This is a genomic window from Synechococcus sp. CBW1004 (assembly GCF_015840715.1).
Lineage (GTDB): Bacteria > Cyanobacteriota > Cyanobacteriia > PCC-6307 > Cyanobiaceae > Cyanobium.
In genome coordinates, this window is sequence record NZ_CP060397.1 from 456660 (window position 1) to 472465 (window position 15806).

Annotated in this window: 17 protein-coding genes; 11 read left to right on the top strand and 6 right to left on the bottom strand. The window is 68.1% G+C overall.

What is annotated here, in order from left to right:
- Positions 1 to 44 precede the first annotated feature (44 nt).
- From H8F25_RS02125 to H8F25_RS02140, 4 genes are all read left to right on the top strand, one after another.
- Positions 45 to 740: a trans-aconitate 2-methyltransferase gene (locus tag H8F25_RS02125; RefSeq protein ID WP_197211812.1), complete on the top strand. Its 696-nt coding sequence runs from the start codon at positions 45 to 47 to the stop codon at positions 738 to 740.
- 53 nt (positions 741 to 793) lie between these two features.
- The gene (locus tag H8F25_RS02130) at positions 794 to 2488 is read left to right on the top strand and encodes a peptide chain release factor 3 (protein ID WP_197211813.1); all 1695 of its coding nucleotides are present in this window, start codon (positions 794 to 796) and stop codon (positions 2486 to 2488) included.
- 359 nt (positions 2489 to 2847) lie between these two features.
- Positions 2848 to 3102, top strand: coding sequence for a DUF1651 domain-containing protein (locus H8F25_RS02135; RefSeq protein WP_197213337.1), 255 nt, complete (start codon positions 2848 to 2850; stop codon positions 3100 to 3102).
- Positions 3103 to 3125: 23 nt separating this feature from the next.
- On the top strand, positions 3126 to 3830 hold the full coding sequence (locus H8F25_RS02140; protein ID WP_197211814.1) for a CPP1-like family protein: 705 nt from the start codon (positions 3126 to 3128) through the stop codon (positions 3828 to 3830).
- A gap of 136 nt (positions 3831 to 3966) precedes the next feature.
- Here the strand turns inward: H8F25_RS02140 and hslO are convergent, their stop codons facing one another.
- A complete protein-coding gene (gene hslO / locus H8F25_RS02145) occupies positions 3967 to 4902 on the bottom strand; it encodes an Hsp33 family molecular chaperone HslO (RefSeq protein ID WP_197211815.1) in 936 nt (311 codons plus the stop codon).
- The gene (locus H8F25_RS02150; RefSeq protein WP_197211816.1) at positions 4902 to 5546 is read right to left on the bottom strand and encodes an ABC transporter ATP-binding protein; all 645 of its coding nucleotides are present in this window, start codon (positions 5544 to 5546) and stop codon (positions 4902 to 4904) included. Before H8F25_RS02150 ends, hslO begins: the two co-directional genes overlap by 1 nt.
- Before the next feature lie 80 nt (positions 5547 to 5626).
- Between H8F25_RS02150 and H8F25_RS02155 the strand changes: the two genes are divergently transcribed.
- On the top strand, positions 5627 to 6079 hold the full coding sequence (locus H8F25_RS02155; RefSeq protein WP_197213338.1) for a DUF3531 family protein: 453 nt from the start codon (positions 5627 to 5629) through the stop codon (positions 6077 to 6079).
- A gap of 6 nt (positions 6080 to 6085) precedes the next feature.
- Complete coding sequence (locus tag H8F25_RS02160; protein ID WP_197211817.1) at positions 6086 to 6841, top strand: 16S rRNA (uracil(1498)-N(3))-methyltransferase; 756 nt, start codon at positions 6086 to 6088, stop codon at positions 6839 to 6841.
- Here H8F25_RS02160 and H8F25_RS02165 read toward each other — a convergent pair.
- Positions 6831 to 7205, bottom strand: coding sequence for a hypothetical protein (locus tag H8F25_RS02165; RefSeq protein ID WP_197211818.1), 375 nt, complete (start codon positions 7203 to 7205; stop codon positions 6831 to 6833). The two genes, H8F25_RS02160 and H8F25_RS02165, sit on opposite strands and share 11 nt — an antisense overlap.
- Before the next feature lie 94 nt (positions 7206 to 7299).
- Between H8F25_RS02165 and H8F25_RS02170 the strand changes: the two genes are divergently transcribed.
- On the top strand, positions 7300 to 8070 hold the full coding sequence (locus H8F25_RS02170; protein ID WP_197213339.1) for a TIGR00297 family protein: 771 nt from the start codon (positions 7300 to 7302) through the stop codon (positions 8068 to 8070).
- Between the two features lie 231 nt (positions 8071 to 8301).
- On the opposite strand, the gene H8F25_RS02175 is transcribed toward H8F25_RS02170, so the two are convergent.
- From H8F25_RS02175 to H8F25_RS02185, 3 genes are all read right to left on the bottom strand, one after another.
- Entirely contained in the window at positions 8302 to 9174 is an 873-nt protein-coding gene (locus H8F25_RS02175) for a sigma factor (RefSeq protein WP_197211819.1), read from the bottom strand.
- Positions 9175 to 9751: 577 nt separating this feature from the next.
- The gene (locus H8F25_RS02180) at positions 9752 to 10429 is read right to left on the bottom strand and encodes a GDSL-type esterase/lipase family protein (protein WP_197211820.1); all 678 of its coding nucleotides are present in this window, start codon (positions 10427 to 10429) and stop codon (positions 9752 to 9754) included.
- Positions 10430 to 10490: 61 nt separating this feature from the next.
- On the bottom strand, positions 10491 to 11669 hold the full coding sequence (locus H8F25_RS02185) for a pyridoxal phosphate-dependent aminotransferase (RefSeq protein ID WP_197211821.1): 1179 nt from the start codon (positions 11667 to 11669) through the stop codon (positions 10491 to 10493).
- A gap of 164 nt (positions 11670 to 11833) precedes the next feature.
- Between H8F25_RS02185 and H8F25_RS02190 the strand changes: the two genes are divergently transcribed.
- From H8F25_RS02190 to H8F25_RS02205, 4 genes are all read left to right on the top strand, one after another.
- Positions 11834 to 12490 (top strand): uracil-DNA glycosylase, encoded by a 657-nt coding sequence (locus H8F25_RS02190; protein ID WP_370525794.1) that lies wholly within the window; start codon positions 11834 to 11836, stop codon positions 12488 to 12490.
- Between the two features lie 75 nt (positions 12491 to 12565).
- Positions 12566 to 13837 carry a (E)-4-hydroxy-3-methylbut-2-enyl-diphosphate synthase gene (gene ispG / locus H8F25_RS02195; protein ID WP_231597006.1) on the top strand — a complete coding sequence of 424 codons (1272 nt, stop codon included), beginning with the start codon at positions 12566 to 12568 and terminating at the stop codon, positions 13835 to 13837.
- 169 nt (positions 13838 to 14006) lie between these two features.
- Complete coding sequence (locus H8F25_RS02200; protein ID WP_197211822.1) at positions 14007 to 15347, top strand: S41 family peptidase; 1341 nt, start codon at positions 14007 to 14009, stop codon at positions 15345 to 15347.
- Positions 15348 to 15529: 182 nt separating this feature from the next.
- Positions 15530 to 15775: a DUF6737 family protein gene (locus H8F25_RS02205; RefSeq protein WP_197211823.1), complete on the top strand. Its 246-nt coding sequence runs from the start codon at positions 15530 to 15532 to the stop codon at positions 15773 to 15775.
- Positions 15776 to 15806 lie beyond the last annotated feature (31 nt).

Below are 15806 nucleotides of genomic sequence, written 5' to 3' on the forward strand. Positions count from 1 at the left end.
CCGGGCTCCGCACGATGCTGTCAGGCGTGTCCCGCTCCGCTCCGATGCAACGCCGTCCCGAACCGGAACTGATGGACGAAGCGCAGCAGGCGCTCGCCTATGCCGAAGCGGACTTCTCGCGCACCGATCAGGCCCTGGTGGAGGCCATCCTGCAGCGGCTCCAGGTCAGTTCCCTGTCCGTGAAGAATGTGGTGGATCTGGGCTGCGGGCCCGGAAACATCAGCTTTCGTCTGGCCGAAGCCCTGCCATCGCGGCCTCTGCTGGCGATCGACGGCGCCGCCGCGATGCTGGCGCCCGCCCTGCGGCGTCAGCAGGCCGAGCCCGGTCGCTGGCCTGGGCTGCGCTTTCTGCAGGCCTGCCTGCCGCTGGAGGACGGGGTGCTGTCGGGCCTGCCCTTGCCGTTTCAGCCCCCGTTTCAGCTGCTGATCAGCAACAGCTTGTTGCACCATCTGCATCAGCCGGAGGTGCTCTGGAGGGCTGTGCGGGAGCTGGGAGCCCCCGGCAGCCTTGTGGTGGTGCGTGATCTGCGTCGACCCGACAGTCCCGCGGCGCTGGAGGCTCTCGTCGCCCGTCATGTCAGTGCCGCTCCGGCCGTGCTGCAGCGGGATTACCGCGCTTCGCTGCAGGCTGCCTTCCGGCCGGACGAGGTGGAGGAGCAACTGCGACAGGCCGGCCTGAGCTGCCTGCGCGTGCAGGCGGTAGAGGATCGCTATCTGGATGTAAGCGGTCAGCTCGACTGAGCTGTCACCATCTCTGCCAGCAGCCTGATCGGGCCGGCTGGCAGGCTGGGTCCATGAACGACACCCTCCAGAGCGCCGGCGCCTCCCAACTCCGCAGTGACGGCGTCGCTGATGCGTCTGCAGCTGCTGAGGCAGGCCTGGGAGCGCTGGTGGAGGCGGTGGCTCGCCGACGCAATTTCGCGATCATCTCCCATCCCGATGCCGGCAAGACCACCCTCACCGAGAAGCTGCTGCTCTATGGCGGGGCCATCCAGCAGGCGGGAGCGGTGAAGGCCAAGGGCGATCAGCGCCGCGTCACCTCCGACTGGATGGAGCTGGAGAAGCAGCGGGGCATTTCGATCACCTCCACCGTGCTGCAGTTCGACTACGCCGGCTGCACCCTCAACCTGCTCGACACCCCAGGCCACCAGGACTTTTCGGAGGACACCTACCGCACCCTGGCCGCTGCCGACAACGCGGTGATGCTCGAGGATGCCGCCAAGGGTCTCGAACCCCAGACCCGCAAGCTGTTCGAGGTGTGCCGCATGCGGCGCATCCCGATCTTCACCTTCATCAACAAGATGGATCGCCCCGGCCGCGATCCGCTCGAACTGCTCGATGAGATCGAACAGGAACTGGGCCTGGCCTGCTGGCCGGTGAACTGGCCGATCGGCAGCGGCGATCGCTTCCGCGGCGTGATCGATCGCCGCAGCCATCAGGTGATCCTGTTTGATCGCGCTGAGCGCGGCAGACAGGCCGCCGAGAAGGTTCTCAGCGTCGAGGAGGCACGCCGTTCCGGCGCGGTTGAGGACGACCTGCTCGATCAGGCCCTCGAGGAGCTCGAGCTGCTGGAGGGTGCCGGCGCCGAACTGGATCTGGAGCTGGTGCACAGCGGTGATCTCAGCCCCGTGTTCTTCGGTTCGGCGATGACCAACTTCGGGGTGCGTCCCTTTCTCGACGCCTTTCTGGATCTCGCCCAGCAACCCACCGCCCGTCCTGCAGCAGAGGGGCTTGTCGAACCACTGCGGCCGGAATTCAGCGGCTTCGTGTTCAAGCTGCAGGCCAACATGGATCCGCGTCATCGCGACCGGGTCGCCTTCGTCCGCGTCTGCTCCGGCCGCTTCGAGAAGGACATGAACGTGCGCCACGCCCGCAGCGGTCGCACGATCCGCCTGTCACGGCCCCAGAAGCTGTTTGGCCAGGATCGCGAGGTGGTGGAGGACGCCTATCCAGGTGATGTGATCGGCCTCAACAACCCCGGCATGTTCGCCATCGGCGACACCCTTTATGTGGGTCCGAAGGTGGAATTCGAGGGGATTCCCTGCTTCAGCCCCGAGATCTTCGCCTGGCTGCGCAATCCCAACCCCTCGGCCTTCAAGAGCTTCCGCAAGGGCGTCAACGAACTGCGTGAGGAGGGAGCCGTGCAGGTGCTCTATGACACCGATCCCAGCAAGCGCGATCCGATCCTGGCGGCGGTGGGTCAGCTGCAGCTGGAGGTGGTGCAATACCGCCTCGAGAACGAATACGGCGTCAAGACCCGACTGGAGCCGATGGAGTTCAGCGTCGCCCGCTGGGTGATCGGTGGTTGGCCGGCGCTGGAGAAGGTCGGTCGGGTGTTCAACTGCCGCACCGTGCGCGACTGCTGGGACCGGCCGGTGTTGCTCTTCCGCAACGACTGGAACCTCAATCAGCTGCAGGAAGATCACCCGGACCTGGAACTGCGCGCTGTCGCCCCGGTGGTCAGCGGAGTTGAGCCGATCGCGCTCTAGACAACCGGCGCGGGCTTGCCTTGCTGAACCATGGCGGACGCCGTCGGGGCTGACGTTCCAGAGGGCTACTGGCTGTGGCCCCATGGCCCTGCCTCGGCGACCTGCCCTGATCGGCGGAGCAACGCAGCGCAGGGAGCAGATCCGTGATCATGGGACGCCACCTGTCCTCGCACCCGGTTCGCTGCCAGCACGGCAGGAGTCGTGCGAGTCCCTGCTGCGGCTGCCTCCAGCAGCGGCCGGGGAGTCCCACCACCGCGTCACTGGTCAGCGCCTTGCCGGGGTCGCGGTCTCACGCTGGCTGGCTGACGGCGCCACAATGAGAGCAACATTTCGTCACGCCGCAGGCTTCGATGGCCGTGATGCCCCATGCCCCCAGTCCGACCCCGCTCTGGCTGGTGCGCCCCCGTAGTGATGGCGGCTGTGATTACGTCCGCTTTCTGTCCTCCGCCGGCAGTGACGACACCGCCGAGGTGGAAGTGCGGGAAGGCAGCCACCTGCCGCCCCAGATGCCGCTTCTCAAGCGACGGCTGCGCCTCCCCGCAGCTGAGGCCGAGGCCTGCCGGCGGCATCTGCAGCAGGAAGGTGGATATCGCCGCAGCGAGCCCCTTTTCTGAGGGAAGCTCGGTACGCTCGGCACATGAACCAAGGCAGTGATCCCACCCCCGATCCGGCCCGGGCCTCCGGCTCGGATCCCTATCAGCAGCTCGGCGTTGCGCTCGATGCCTCCTTCGATGACGTGCAGGCGGCACGACAACAGCGCCTCAGCGAGCTCGGGGATGACCCGATGGCTCGTGCCCGTGTCGAAGCCGCCTACGACACGATCCTGATGAACCGTCTGCGGGAACGGCAGCAGGGGCGCGTCAGCACCGCCGCCCGTAGTGCCTCCCAGCGGGAGCAGTCCAAACCCCCGACCCCTGCAGGCTCGTCCGGTCCCTCCCTGCCCCGCCTGCCCCAGCTGCCGATGGGGGGACTCCCCAGGCCGGGCCTCTCGTGGCCCTCGCTTCCGTCGTTGCAGCTGGCCAGCGGCCGCGAGCTCTGGTTCCCACTCGCCAGTACCGGTGTCCTGCTGGTGCTGTTGTTCGCGCTCAGTTCCCCGCCGGCCGAGCTGATCCTGTCGTTGGCCACCCTGGTCACCGTGCTCAACCTGCAGCGCCGCAACGGCCGATTCCTGGTTTCCCTCGGCTGGAGTTTCGGGCTGCTCTGCCTGGGTCTGCTTGCCGGGGGAGTGCTGGCCGCGAGCCTGGATCCGTCCATGCCCCTCGGCCTGCCGATCGCCCTTGTCCAGGTTCAGAGTCTTCCCGTGCTGCTGTTGCTGCTCCTCGGAGCCCTGTTCATCGCCTGACAGCGTCCGCTGCTCCCGTCCTGCCTGCGAGTCGGTCCACCTTGCCCTGGATGCTCCACCGGGCAGTTCAGCTCTCCGCTGAGACGGCACCGCAGCGGAGTGGAGGGAAGCGATCGGCTGGGCAGGGACCGGTCGCTCAGCTCCGTGACGGAGTCGCCTCGAATTCGCTGATCAGCTCCTCCAGCTCCGGCTGATCCACGGTGTAGACGGCGCTGCAGAAATGGCAGGTGAGCTCGGCCTGGCCGTCCTCGCGCAGGATCGATTCCAGTTCCTCCCGGCCCAGAAGCTTCAGGGCCGAGACGCTGCGGTGTCGGGTGCAGGGACAGAAGAAGCGCACAGGAGTGATCGCTTCGGCATCGTCCAGGGGCTGGGGATCGAGATCGGGAAAGATGTCAGCCAGCAGGTCTTCGAGGTGGTCCCCACAGGCGGCCAGACGTTCGCTGAAACCGGTGATCTCACGGCAGCGTTCCTCCAGCAGCGCCACCAGGGCCGGCTCCCGGGCGGCCTTCGGCAACACCTGCACCAGCAGGCCGCCGCTGATCAGCACACCGGAGTGATCGAGGCGTTCGCCGACGAACACCGCCGAGGGGGTCTGCTCGGAGTGGAGCAGGTAGGAGGCGACATCCTCGCCGATCCCACCGCTCACCAGTTCCACGGTGCTGCTGAACGGCTCGCCTTCGCCGATGTCCCGCACCACATGCAGATAGCCGGTGCCGGTGGCTCGCCGGAAGTCGAGATGGGGCTGCCCCTCCTCGTTCACGAGGTCCAGCTCGAGATCGGGCCGGCCGACATAGCCGCGCACCGTGCCGTCCCGACCTGCATCCACCATCAGCCCGCGCAGCGGTCCATCGGAGCGGATGCGCAGATTGACGCGCCCATGGCGCACCTTCATCGAGCTGGCCAGTAGCAGGCCCGCGCTCATGGCACGGCCGAGCAGCGCGGTGGTGAGAAAGGAGAGGCGGTGGCTCCGCCTGGCTTCCCGGACGGCCTCCGTGCTGTTGACCGCCACGAGGCGGATCCCCCCGCCGGCGGCGGTGGCCCTGAGAACCCGATCGGACCGACCGTCGGCCATCACCCAAGCACTGCTTTCGGCATCGTACGGAGATGCCCTTTCTCGAGGAGCCAGCTGTGGCGCACGAAGCCCTCGAACAGCTCGGGCTCGTGACTGACGATCAGCAGGGCCCGATCCCGGCCGAGCTCCGCCAGCAGCTGCAGCACCTCGGATCGCACCGCCCAGTCCAGCCCGGCCGTCGGTTCATCGAGCAGCAGGAGCTTCGGATCGCGCAGCAGCTGCACAGCGAGCGACAGGCGCCGCTGTTGTCCGCCGCTCAGCCGCTCCGGAGCCTCCTGGAGGGGCAGCTCCGCCAGCCCCACCTGTCCGAGCACCTGCTGCAGCCGCTCGCCGCTGAGACGGCGCTGTCCCAGCTTCAGCTCCTGTGCCACGGTGAGACCGAGGAAATGGCGTTCCGGAAACTGGAACACCAGCCCGCACAGCCAGCGGCGCTGGCGCGCATCGAGCGCTTTGCCGTTCCAGAGAATGCGACCCCGGGTGGGATCGGCCAGCCCGCTGATCAATTCCAGCAGGGTCGTCTTGCCGCTGCCACTGCGGCCGGCCACCAGGGCGGGCTCTCCCACCGGCAGCCGCAGCGACACATCCCGCAGCAGCGGCTCCGCCGTCGTGGCGGGGTGATAGGTGAGGGACTGCAGTTCAAGCATCGCCCCAGCATGGGGTGCGGTCAGCCTGACTGCCTGCCGCATGGTTGCATGAGGGTTCAACCGTGACCCTGTCCACCGCCATGGAGGTCCGCTTCCGCGAGATCGATCCGTTCAACTGCTGGATCTGGCTGCGTTTCCCGATGGCTCTGGGCCAGGGGGAGCGGGGTTATCTCGAGACGGCGCTGGACAGCTGGTTCTTCCTCGGCAAGCTCGGCGGCTTCAACGCCGAGAACCTCCAGGCCCATGAGGCCGGGGCCGAGCTCAGCTGGCTGGCCTGGGATGGCGGAAGCGCCGCCCAGGCCCTGCCGGCGCTGATGCACAACATGAGCCCGCTGGAGGTGCGCGGCGACTGGGCCCGCTTCTGGGTGGATCTGGGCACCAGCGATGCCTTTGGCCTTGACGTGCTGATCAACACCCTGCAGTGCCTCGACCGGGACATCGTTGAGATCGAGGAGGTGCTGATCGGCGGGCTGCAGGAGGAGTGGCCGATCGAGGAGGAGCCTGACAGCCCGTTCGAGCGTCAGGGCAGCTGAGCCGTCATGGCACGGGAGCTGCGGCGCCTGCTGATCGATCCCGTCCGCCTGGCGGCCACGGACGAGGGGAATGACCGCCTGCCGCTGTGCCGTGATGAGGAGCACTATCTCGCACGGGTGCTGCGTCTGCGGCCGGGCGACCCCGTCACCGTGATCGATGGCTGCGGCGGCCAATGGCGGGCGCAGCGTGGTGAAGGGGCCTGGCTCGAGGCTCTCGAGCCGGAGTGCAACCCGCAGCCACCTCCGCGACCACGCCTCTGCCTTGCTCTGGCGCTGCCCCGCCAGGACGTGGAGCTGGTGTGGCGCATGGCCACCGAGCTGGGCATCGACCGTCTCCAGCCCGTGCTGGCGGACCGTTGTCAGGGTTCAGGCCGTCGCCCGGCACGCGAGCGCTGGTCGGCGGTTGTGCGGGAAGCCACGGAACAATGTGAGCGGCTGTGGCTGCCGCAGCTTGAGTCGCCGAGCACGGCTGAAGAGTGCTTCACCGCGAGCCGCGGAGGGCTGAAGCTGCTGGCGACGACGCGCCGTGAACACCTCCCCTCCCTGGAGGCCTGGCTCGCCCAGGTGGGTCAGCCGGGAGCCGATCCGGAGGAGATCAGCCTGGCGGTCGGACCGGAGGGGGGGTGGAGTCCCCGTGAGGAGCAGCTGGCTGAGGCGACCGGTTGGTGCGCGGTGAGCCTCGGCGCCACGATTCTGCGGACGACCACGGCTGCGGTCGCCGGCGTCAGCCGTCTGGCGGCCTGGCGGCTGCTCAGCTGCTGAGCATGCCGCGGGCCATCTCGCGGAATCCCCCCAGATCGGCCCCACCGCGGCGGCGGCTGCGGGAGAGCGCACCGCCGGCGGTGACGCATTCGGGAGCGAAGGTGGCGAGCGTGGGGGCAGGACGGCTGGCCTGCTCAGCGGCCAGTTGGGCGGCGATCGCCTCGGCGGTTGTCTGGCTGGTGACCGGCTGGCTGGGCATCTCAGCCGTGGCGGCGGCCTCGGCCGGCCTGGATTCGGATTCGGCGGCAGCCGCCTTCGCCTTGGGCTGCGCCGCGGGCCTGGCGGTGGGCGGCGCGATGGTGGCGGGGGCCTGCTGCTCGCCGTCCGAGCCGAGATCCAGGAAGAACTTGTTCTTGAACACCATGTCGCCGCGGCACGGTCGGATGGGGCGATTATCCGCTGCCGGCCTGGCTGAGCGGCAGTTGTCGTAGACCTGTGCAACACAAGCGCAGGTGTCCGTGCCGCCGCTGCCGCCCCCGACGCCTGCCCTCTGGCTCATTGCCCTGCTGCTTCACGCGCCCCTGCTCCTGCTGGCCCGGCGGTTGCCTCTCCTCACTCCCGCAGGCTGGTGCCACGCCGCTTTGCTCGGCACCGTGCTCTGGGCCAGCCTGGGTTGGCGCGGCTGGCTGGCCGTGGTGCTCTACCTCCTGCTGGGCTCGCTGGTGACGCGTCTGGGACTGCGGCAGAAGCAGATTCTCGGGCTGGCGGAGGGCCGTGGTGGCCGGCGCGGGCCGGAGAACGTCTGGGGATCAGCCCTGGTGGGAGCCCTGCTGGCGCTGGCGGCGCCGCTGTTGACGGCCTCCGGGCAGGCCTGGCTCCTGCTGGGCTTCGCTGCCAGCTTCGCCGCCAAGCTGGCTGACACCTTCGGCAGTGAGATCGGCAAACGCTGGGGCCGTCATGCGGTGTTGATCACCACCGGACGGCCGGTCCCCCCCGGCACCGAAGGAGCGATCAGCGCTGAAGGCACGGCGGCCAGCCTGCTGGGCAGCCTTCTCATGACTTTGGTGATGGCGGCGCTGGGCCTGATCGAGGGGGGTGCGGCGATCCTCCTCGTCAGTGTTGTGGGTCTGGTGGCCACGCTGCTGGAGAGCCTGATCGGCGCCACGCTGCAGCGTCGGCTGGCCTGGCTCACCAACGAGATGGTCAACGGTCTGCAGACCCTGCTGGCGGCGGTCCTTGCTCTGCTCCTGGCGCCGCTCTTCCTGCCTGCTGCCCTGCCCTTGCCCTGAGCGACCCGCAGCTCTCCGAGGCGTCATGCGCCGATGGCGGACCTGGTCGCTGCCGGATGCAGCGGACGCCGCGGGGTGCTGCCGCTGCCTGATCTGGTGCCCGCAGGCCTCACGCCGGCGACGGGTCGGTGTGGGCAGACCTTCACCATCCCTCTGGCAAATGGGGGCGCGGGTCGTTCGGCTGCAGGCTGCCGATGAGCCGGACCCCGGCATCGGGTTCCGCGCCGCCCATCAGGCCAGCGACTTCGGCTCGCTGCCTCCGGCCCGCCAGCGTTGCCCTTCACTCTGGAGCCGGTTGAGCAGCGTCACGGTGCGGCGCTGGGCCTGGCGGGGGTGGAGGCCCAGCTCCCGTCCGAGTTCAGCCCAGGTGCGTCTCCCGCAGACATGCCCCAGCAGCAGCTCCCGCTCGAGGGGAGGCATGGCCAGGAGCCGTTGCTGCAGCCAGGAGAGCTCCGGTGAGGCAGGCCACCCGGTGGGTGCCATCGGTTCCGCGGTCCGTTCAGGAACGCTGGATGATGAGATGGCCTCGATGGGCTGGACCAGCGACGGGCCTGCAGGGTCAGGTTCCGATCGCCCCTGGCTCGCCCCTCCCCCGATCAAGGCGTCCAGGAAGTCGCGTGCGTGCGGCGCGGCGTCTGGAATGGCCCTCGTCAGACTGGCGGGATCGGCCAGCTGGTCCAGCAGGGTCCGCGAGCCTGCTTCCTCGCCACCCTCCCCGGAGCTGGGCGCGTCCAGGCTGCGCATCTCCACCACTGCACTCACCTGCAGGGCTTCCACCACCTGGCTGGTGGAACAGTCCAGTGCCTCGGCCAGCTGGGCCGGGGTCAGCTGGCGCTGGCCCAGCCGCCGGCGCCGGTCCTGCAGCACGGTGGCCCGACGGCGCAGCTCCCACAGGGGCCGGGGGATGCGCATCAGGCTGGCGCGATCGCGCAGTTCGTGCTGGATGGCACCGCGGATGTAAGGCACCGCGAAACTGCTCAGGGTGCGACCCTGCGACGGTTCATACGCATCGATGGCACGGAGCAGTCCGAGGGAGCCGATCTGACGCAGATCCTCCTGCGGTAATGCCAGTGTTCGGCCGAGCCGGGCAGTGATGGCATACACCAGCGGTAGATTCCTGCGGACAAGCTCACTGCGCAGCGCCTGTCTCTCAGCTGGGTCACTGGAGCGCTTCAGCGCGGCGAGAGCGTCCTGATTGGTTGCCGGCGTACTCACTCTTCCACGCCTGGAGGGCCCTGCCGGAGGCCTCAGAGCCCTTCTTCGACCAGGAAGGGAGCCCGGCTGTGAATTCTGTCCCGGAAGGCCACGGCGGCTGGAGGACACAGGGCTTCCCCCCTGTTGATGGACCTGAGACGAGACCGGAGGTTGTATCGAGTGTGGCTGAAACATCACGGTGGGTCGATGTCTCCCGGAACCGTGCATCCACGACGGCGATCCGCAATCCGTGAACCCAACAAATATTCACAGGACTCTCACTTGATTGTAGTCATATGCACATCCTGGTCTCTTCTGTCAGCGCTTTGCCACCCGTTGATTGCCGGACTGACCGCTTTCAACTATCTCCTTGCCGTTGCGATTCCTGGCAGGCTTTCTCTGGTGGCATGCAGCAGACTTCGCCCCCAGATGTGGTGTGTCAGCCAGCGACTTCCATCGCCTGGGGTCTGCTCCTGACCGGCTCGGCTCACCATTGGGGTGTGGGTCGTTCCTGCAGTTGCAGCTCCGCCCAGTGCAGCAGGGCCGGCCAGCGCTGCAGGCGGCCTGCCACGTGGGCATGGCCGACACTGTTGAGGTGCAGGCCGTCGCTGCAGAGCCAGCCCTGCCAGCCCGGTTCCTGCAGGAAGCTCTCCAACAGCGGCAGGAACGGAACGTCAGCCTCCTGGGCCGCCTCCTCCAGCAGGGATTCGTAGAGGCGGATGGTCTCCAGCTGGTACCAGAGCACCTCGGCGAAGGGCATCGCTTCCTCCAGCACCGGTGTCAGGCCGAGCACGAGGGTGGGGGCCAGTGCCGTGGCCTGGGCGAGCAGCTCCTGCAGGCCGAACAGGAAGGCGGCCGGATCGAGCTGGTGGCGACCATCGGCTCGGCCGACCCTGGCGGTGTCGTTGAGTCCCACCGCCAGCAGGATGCCCTGGGGAAGCTGACGCCTCAACTCACCGCGTCCGCTCACCTCCTGATGCAGCCGGGCACGCACCCGCTCCAGGCCGTCGCCTCGCACCCCCAGCCCATAGAGAACCGGACCACCCGGCAGGCCCATCCAATGGCGCCGGAGCCGTTCACACCAGCCCCCTTCCTCCGGATCCCCCCATCCATAGACACCGCTGTCCCCGAGCACGATCAGCTTGCGGGGAACGGCCAGGGGCATCGCAGGGCGGAAGCAAAGCGGAGCGATCCTGGCCGATGGCCCTGCAGAGCCCTGGCAGCCCTCAGAGCGTCAGGCTGCTGCGGAAGCGGGCCAGGCGCTCGATGCCGTCGCGGAGGGTGTCGGGGGAGGCGGCGCAGGAGAGGCGGATGCAGCGGTCATCGCCGAAGGCGGCGCCGGGCACCACCGCCAGTCCCACGTCATCAAGCAGGCGGGTGCACAGGGTGAGCGAATCGATGCCCCAGGCGCTCACATCAGGGAAGGCATAGAAGGCCCCTTCCGGCGGAAGCAGCTGCACACCCTCGATGGCCCGCAGGCCGTCGCTGAGCAAGGCGCGGCGTTCGTTGCAATGGGCCGCCATCTCCAGGACACAGTCGCGTGAGCCACTGATCGCGGCCAGGGCGCCGAACTGGGCGAAGCTGCAGACATTGCTGGTGCTCTGGCTCTGGAGCGCAGCCGCAGCGGCGATCACGTGGGCCGGACCCGCCAGCCAGCCGATGCGCCACCCCGTCATCGCCCACCCCTTGGCGAAGCCGTTGACGATCAGCACTCGGTCGGCCAGATCGGGAGCCACGGCCGCGAAGCTGTGGTGGGCGTGGCCCGGAGCACAGAGATATTCGTAGATCTCGTCGCAGACCACGGCCACCTGCGGATGGCGCCGAAGCACCGCTGCGATCGCTTCCAGGTCAGCGCGGGAGAACACCGCGCCCGTGGGGTTGGAGGGGCTGTTGAGCACCAGCAGCCGCGTCGCCGGTGTGATGGCGGCCTCGAGACGCTGCGGTTGCACCCGGAAGCCATCACTCGCGTCGCAGGTCAGGTAAGCGACGCGCGCGCCGGTGAGCTGCACCATCTCCGGATAACTGAGCCAGTAGGGCGAGGGCACCAGCACCTCGTCGCCTGGATCGAGCAGCACCTGGAAGAGGTTGTAGAGAGCCTGTTTGCCCCCATTGGTGACCAGCACCTGCTCAGAACTGGTCGGTACGCCGTTCTCCTGGCTGAGCTTGGCAGCGATGGCCTCACGAAGGGCCGGTTCGCCGGCCACGGGGCCGTAGCGGGTATGACCGGCTTCGAGCGCGTCGATTGCCGCCTGTCGGATGAAGGCCGGAGTGTCGAAATCGGGTTCGCCGGCGCTGAGGCTGCAGATGTCCCGGCCTTCGGAGCGGAGCTGGCGGGCCCGGGCGGTGATCGCCAGGGTGAGGGAGGGCTGCAGGTCACGGGCCCGGGCGGCCAGAGGAAGGGACATCTGTGGGTGGCTGGGTCGCCAGGTGAGGCGTGGGACCGGCAGGCGGCGGCGCAGCGGCAGCCGGCCATGGGGCTGAAAGGGCCTGCGGCGATCTTCGCGCACGCCCAACCCCCGGGCCGTTCCGGCGGGCAACAATTCAGCGCAATGTCTCAGCCGCTCCTTCCGTGCCCGACCAGCTGTCGTCTGCTTCACTCCCGCAGCCGGCCGAGACCATCGACGCTGACCCGGCGACCTGGAAGCAGGCTCTGGTGGCTCTCGCGACCGATTGCGCTGCCTGTCAGGCCTGTGGCCTGGCCCAGGGCCGCAAGCATGTGGTGGTGAGCCGCGGCAATCCAGGAGCTTCCCTGCTCCTGATCGGCGAGGCCCCAGGCGCCCAGGAGGATGCACAGGGACGGCCCTTCGTGGGACGCGCCGGCCAGCTGCTGGATCGCATGCTGGAGAGCGTCGGGCTGGACAGCGAGCGGGACGCCTACATCTGCAACGTGATCAAGTGCCGGCCGCCCGATAACCGTCGGCCCACGGCGACCGAGATCGCCGCCTGCCGACCCTTTCTGCTGCGTCAGATCGCCCTGGTCGATCCGCGCCTGATCCTGCTGGTGGGCGCCACGGCCCTCGAGGGCGTGCTCGGCATCAAGGGGGGTATCACCCGCCTGCGCGGCCAGTGGCGGGCCGGTGAAGGGGAGGGACTCGCGGGCCGCGTCCTGATGCCGATCCTTCACCCCTCCTATCTGCTGCGGAACCCCTCGCGCGAGCAGGGCAGCCCCAAGTGGCACACCTGGCAGGACCTCAAGGAGGTGAAGCGGCGTCTCGAGGAGGGTTGAGATGCTCGTCACCCACCCGCAGTCGCCACTTCATCAGCCGCTGTGACAGGCTTTGGCCACGCGCCGCCCCCCGCGATGACCGCCGCCCCGTCCCGTCCCGACGTCGCTCCCGCCATCCAGGCGCAGCCCTCGGCCGACGGCGCCGACCTGCAGGCCTGGGCAAGCAATCCGCGCTACGACACCGTCATCCGTCGCCGGAAGACGCGCAGCGTGCGGGTGGGTGACGTGTGGGTCGGCAGCGAGCACCCGGTGGTGGTGCAGTCGATGATCAACGAGGACACCCTCGACATCGAGGGCGCCACTGCCGGCATTCGACGCCTGCATGAGGCCGGTTGTGAGATCGTGCGGCTGACGGTGCCCAGCCTGGCCCATGCCAAGGCCGTGGGAGAGATCCGCAAGCGCCTTCAGGACAGCTACCGCCCGGTGCCTCTGGTGGCGGATGTGCACCACAACGGCATGAAGATCGCCCTCGAAGTGGCTCAGCATGTTGACAAGGTGCGCATCAATCCCGGCCTGTATGTGTTCGACAAGCCGGATCCGAATCGCACCGAATTCAGTCCCGAGGAGGTGGCGGCGATCGGTGAGCGCATCCAGGCCACCCTCGAGCCGCTGGTGAGCCTCCTCAAGGAGCAGGACAAGGGGTTGCGCATCGGCGTGAACCATGGCTCGCTGGCCGAACGCATGCTGTTCACCTACGGCGACACGCCACTGGGGATGGTGGAGAGCGCCATGGAATTCATCCACATCTGCGATCGCCTCGACTTCCACAACATCGTGGTGTCGATGAAGGCCTCGCGCGCGCCGGTGATGCTGGCCGCCTACCGGATGATGGCCGACCGCATGGATGCCGAGGGCTTCCACTACCCGCTGCACCTCGGCGTCACCGAAGCGGGTGATGGCGACTACGGCCGCATCAAGAGCACCGCCGGCATCGCGACCCTGCTGGCGGAGGGTCTGGGGGACACGATCCGCGTCTCTCTCACCGAGGCGCCAGAGAAGGAAATCCCCGTTTGCTACTCGATCCTGCAGGCCCTGGGCCTGCGCAAGACGATGGTCGAGTACGTGGCCTGCCCCAGCTGCGGCCGCACCCTGTTCAACCTCGAGGAGGTGCTGCACAAGGTCCGCAGCGCCACAGCCCATCTCACCGGCCTGGACATCGCGGTGATGGGCTGCATCGTCAACGGTCCCGGCGAAATGGCCGACGCGGACTACGGCTACGTCGGCAAGACCCCCGGCACCATCTCCCTGTACCGCGGCCGTGAGGAGATCCGCCGTGTTCCGGAGGCCGAAGGTGTGCAGGCCCTGATTGCCCTGATCAAGGAGGACGGCCGCTGGGTCGATCCCTGAGTGCCGCCAGGCAGCCTCTCCCGCCAGGAAGGTCAGTGAGGCGCAAGCCATCATCCCCGAGCCGTGCTTGCGGCCGGCAGGCGCTCCTGGCTGGAGCGTCCTGCGGCAGGCCGGTTCTCCGCCCGGCGTCCGGCGCTAACTTGGATCCATTCCGTTAAGAGGCCTCCGCATGGGAAGCGGTCGCACCACCTTCGTGGTGCTGGTTGGACTGAGCGCCTGTGCTGCCACTGCGGTCGTGGCCCGGGAGATGGTGATCGCCCCCAACGGTGGCGTCGCGATCAGCGACAGCCCCAAGGAGGTGATGGATCAGGCCTGGCAGATCGTCTTCCGCGACTACCTCGACACCACCGGCAAGTACAACCCGGAGAAGTGGCGTCAGCTGCGACGGAACCTGCTGACCAAGAGCTACGGCAGTCCCAAGGAGGCCTATGAGGCGATCCGGGGCATGCTCGCAACGCTCAGCGATCCCTACACGCGGTTCCTCGATCCGCGTGAGTTCAAGGAGATGCAGATCGACACCTCCGGAGAGCTCTCCGGGGTGGGCATTCAGCTGAGCGTCGACAAGGACACCAAGGAGCTGGTGGTGATTGCTCCGATCGAGGGCTCCCCGGCCTCCCGGGCGGGTGTCCAGCCCAAGGATGTGATCGTCTCGATCGACGGCAAGTCCACCAAGGGCATGAGCACCGAGGATGCCGTCAAGCTCATCCGCGGCCGGGCTGGCACCAGCGTCAAACTGGAGCTGCGCCGCAAGGGGCAGAACATCGATGTGCCGCTCACCCGGGAGCTCATCGAGCTGCATGCGGTGACCCATCAGGTGAACACCACGCCTGAGGGGACGAAGATCGGCTACGTGCGTCTGCGGCAGTTCAACGCCAACGCCGCCAAGGACATGCGGGCGGCGATCCGCGACCTGGAGAGCCAGGGAGTGCAGGGCTACGTGCTCGACCTGCGCAGCAATCCCGGGGGCCTGCTGATGGCCAGTGTCGAGATCGCGCGCCAGTGGCTCAATGAAGGGGTGATTGTCTCCACCAAGACCCGCGAGGGGATACAGGATGTGCGGCGCGCCACCGGCCGTGCCCTCACCAGCCGTCCTCTGGTGGTGCTCGTGAACGAGGGCTCGGCCAGCGCCAGCGAGATCCTCTCCGGGGCGCTGCAGGAGAACAACCGTGCGGTGCTCGTCGGTCAGAAGACCTTCGGCAAAGGGCTGGTCCAATCGGTGCGGGGTCTGTCCGACGGCTCCGGCATGACGGTGACCATCGCCAAGTACCTCACGCCACTCAACCACGACATCCACCATCGCGGCATCGTTCCCGATGTGCCCGTGAAGATGACCGACGCGGAGGCGGAGCGGTTGAAACTCGAGGATCTCGGCACCCGAAAGGACAGTCAGTACCGGGTGGCGGAATCGACGCTCCTCAAGAAGCTGCGCAGCACGGCCTCGGCTCAGCCGGCCTATCAGCCGGGGACCGCCAACCTGCCTGCAGCCCTCGGTGGCGCCCCGAGGCCCTGAGCGACGCCGATCCTGCTGGAGGCCTTCTGCGGGAGCCGCCCCGCTTCCGAGGCGGCTTGGCCATTCCTGAAGAACTGGAGGGCAGGATCAGGCTCTCCGCTGGTCGCCACTCTCATCGCTTGTGGTACTGGCAGCCTTGGATCGCGATCAGGCCACCATGGTGCAGCGCCTTGATCACAGCCATGTCCGCAGAACCCACCTCGCCCGCACAGGTGGGCTCGATCTGGCAACACAAGCCCCGGTGGTGCCAACCCTGGTCGATTCTGCTGACCGGGCTGGCCGCGATGGGCTTGAGCTGGATCTGGCTGCAGCACTGGTGGATCACCGCCCTTGTGTCGGCTGCCGTGCTGGTGTGGTGGGTCCTGTTTCTGGTGTTGGTGCCCCGGGCCTGGAAAGCGGCGGCCGAGGCGGGCGAACAGATCACCTGAGGAGGGATTCGCCTCGGTGCAGGTTGCGTGG

What these genes read in the sequence shown, in the direction of transcription:
- H8F25_RS02125 (WP_197211812.1), top strand. Translation starts at nt 45, where the DNA reads ATGCAACGCCGTCCCGAACCGGAACTGATGGACGAAGCGCAGCAGGCG.
- H8F25_RS02130 (WP_197211813.1), top strand. Translation starts at nt 794, where the DNA reads ATGAACGACACCCTCCAGAGCGCCGGCGCCTCCCAACTCCGCAGTGAC.
- H8F25_RS02135 (WP_197213337.1), top strand. Translation starts at nt 2,848, where the DNA reads ATGCCCCATGCCCCCAGTCCGACCCCGCTCTGGCTGGTGCGCCCCCGT.
- H8F25_RS02140 (WP_197211814.1), top strand. Translation starts at nt 3,126, where the DNA reads ATGAACCAAGGCAGTGATCCCACCCCCGATCCGGCCCGGGCCTCCGGC.
- hslO (WP_197211815.1), bottom strand. Translation starts at nt 4,902, where the DNA reads ATGGCCGACGGTCGGTCCGATCGGGTTCTCAGGGCCACCGCCGCCGGC.
- H8F25_RS02150 (WP_197211816.1), bottom strand. Translation starts at nt 5,546, where the DNA reads ATGCTTGAACTGCAGTCCCTCACCTATCACCCCGCCACGACGGCGGAG.
- H8F25_RS02155 (WP_197213338.1), top strand. Translation starts at nt 5,627, where the DNA reads ATGGAGGTCCGCTTCCGCGAGATCGATCCGTTCAACTGCTGGATCTGG.
- H8F25_RS02160 (WP_197211817.1), top strand. Translation starts at nt 6,086, where the DNA reads ATGGCACGGGAGCTGCGGCGCCTGCTGATCGATCCCGTCCGCCTGGCG.
- H8F25_RS02165 (WP_197211818.1), bottom strand. Translation starts at nt 7,205, where the DNA reads ATGGTGTTCAAGAACAAGTTCTTCCTGGATCTCGGCTCGGACGGCGAG.
- H8F25_RS02180 (WP_197211820.1), bottom strand. Translation starts at nt 10,429, where the DNA reads ATGCCCCTGGCCGTTCCCCGCAAGCTGATCGTGCTCGGGGACAGCGGT.
- H8F25_RS02185 (WP_197211821.1), bottom strand. Translation starts at nt 11,669, where the DNA reads ATGTCCCTTCCTCTGGCCGCCCGGGCCCGTGACCTGCAGCCCTCCCTC.
- ispG (WP_231597006.1), top strand. Translation starts at nt 12,566, where the DNA reads ATGACCGCCGCCCCGTCCCGTCCCGACGTCGCTCCCGCCATCCAGGCG.
- H8F25_RS02200 (WP_197211822.1), top strand. Translation starts at nt 14,007, where the DNA reads ATGGGAAGCGGTCGCACCACCTTCGTGGTGCTGGTTGGACTGAGCGCC.
- H8F25_RS02205 (WP_197211823.1), top strand. Translation starts at nt 15,530, where the DNA reads ATGTCCGCAGAACCCACCTCGCCCGCACAGGTGGGCTCGATCTGGCAA.